The following is a 2,026-nucleotide window of genomic DNA, read 5'->3' on the forward strand; positions in this document are numbered from 1 at the left end:
CGCAAAGAACATCGATCCACCGAACCCCGTGAACACCACCCATGAGCAGGCCCTAACCTGCTAACCAGCCCTCCGCGTTACCGGGGGAACCTCAACTCGACAGGAAGCCATCTCCATGACTGGCGGGCCCGACGTGACGTGGCCTCGGCCCCCGGCGCCCATCAGCGACTACGGGCTGCTGGGTGACACACGCACCGCTGCCCTCGTCGCCGCTGACGGCGCAATGGACTGGCTCTGCCTGCCCCGCTTCGACGGCGAGCCGCTGTTCGGCCGGCTGGTCGGGGGCCCGGACGCCGGAACCTTCCGGCTCGGCCCAGCCGGGCCGGCCACGGTCGTCGAACGACGTTACCGGCAGCACACCGCCACACTGACGACGACCTGGGCGGTGGGCAGCAGCCGCCTCACCCTCACCGAGGCCATGGTGGCCGAGGTCAGCGGTCGCCTGCTGCCCACGACACTGATCGTCCGGCGCCTGTCGGCCGAGGGGGCAACGGTGGACGCTGTCGTCGAGTTCGACCCCCGCCTCGGCGTACGGCACCGCAGGCCCCGAATCCACCGCCGGCGACGGGCACTGTTGTGTGATTGGGGGTCGCTCGCGGTCTCTCTGGTCGCCGCACCCGACCTCACCATCGAGCCAGGCCGACCTGCCCCGATCACGGTCAGGCCGGGCCGACCGATCACCCTCGTACTGGCCGTGGCCCACCGCGAGCCGCTGATCCACGTCGAACCGGCAGCAGCCTGGGAACTGCTCGTCGAGGACGAGAACCGATGGCGTGCCTGGACCACCGAAATCGACGCGTCGCTGCCGTTCCGGGAGCACGTCGTACGAAGCCTGCTGACCCTGCGGCTGTTGACCTACTCGCCCTCGCAGGCCCCGGTGGCGGCACCCACGACGTCCTTGCCCGAGGATCCCGGCGGGGTACGGAACTGGGACTACCGCTACGTCTGGCCCCGTGACGCCAGCATCGGCGTCAGCGCCTTCCTCAGCGTCGGCAAGGCAGCCGAAGCCCACGGTTTCCTCGCGTGGCTGTTGCACGCCAGCCGGCTGCAGCGGCCACGCCTGCCGGCTCTACTCACCCTCCACGGCCGCCACGTACCCGCGGAACGGGAGGTGCCCGGCTGGACCGGCTATCTCGACAGCCTTCCGGTACGGATCGGCAACGGCGCTGCCGGGCAACACCAACTCGACGGCTACGGCTGGGTGATCGACGCCGCCTGGGCGTTCGCGCAGTCCGGACACCGCCTCTACACGGAGACGTGGCGCGCGGTGCGCGGCTTCGCCGACCTGGTCGCCCTTCGCTGGCAGGAGCCCGACGCCGGCATTTGGGAGGTACGCGAACCCGACCAACACGTACATTCCAAACTCATGGGCTGGCTCGCCTTGGACCGGGCCCTGCGCATCGCCGACACCCACCCACTGCCAGACCGCCAACGTCGGCGCTGGCAGAAAGCCCGAGATGCCATCGCCGCCGAGGTCCGGACACGCGGCTTCGACCCGACGACGAACAGCTACGTCCGCAGCTACGGCTGCCAGGACCTCGACGCGGCCCTGCTCGTCCTGCCGCTGTTGGGCATGGACAGCGCCGACTCGCCCCGTGTGCATGGCACCATCGACGCCATTCGGGACAGACTTTCCGCTGGTGGTCCCCTCCTCTACCGCTACCCGCCGGGACGTGACGGCTTCCCCGGTACCGAAGGCGCGTTCCTGCCCTGCTCGTTCTGGCTCGTTCAAGCCCTCGCCCGCACCGGGCGCCGCACCGAGGCGCTCGAGCTGTTCCAGACCATGCTCGACCACGCCAGCCCGCTCGGCCTCTACGCCGAGGAGCTGGACCCCGCGACCGGCTCCCACCTCGGCAACTACCCCCAGACGCTGACCCACGCCGCGCTCGTCCAGGCCGCCCTCGCGATTCGAGACGCCCCCTAGCTTGATCTTTAACCTGCGGTGGTTGGTTGGTGACCCCGACTGATCATGGGGACAGCCCTTGGTTGATCATTCTTCTTGTCGAGGGAAGATGATCAATAACCA

The 2,026-nt window shown here is 69.2% G+C and carries 1 protein-coding gene; it reads left to right on the forward strand.

What is annotated here, in order from left to right:
• Positions 1-115 precede the first annotated feature (115 nt).
• Positions 116-1,924: a glycoside hydrolase family 15 protein gene (locus ABZ793_RS34625; protein WP_357465210.1), complete on the forward strand. Its 1,809-nt coding sequence runs from the start codon at positions 116-118 to the stop codon at positions 1,922-1,924.
• Positions 1,925-2,026 lie beyond the last annotated feature (102 nt).

It is taken from the genome of Micromonospora sp. NPDC047465 (genome assembly GCF_040643125.1).
Classification (GTDB): Bacteria; Actinomycetota; Actinomycetes; order Mycobacteriales; family Micromonosporaceae; genus Micromonospora.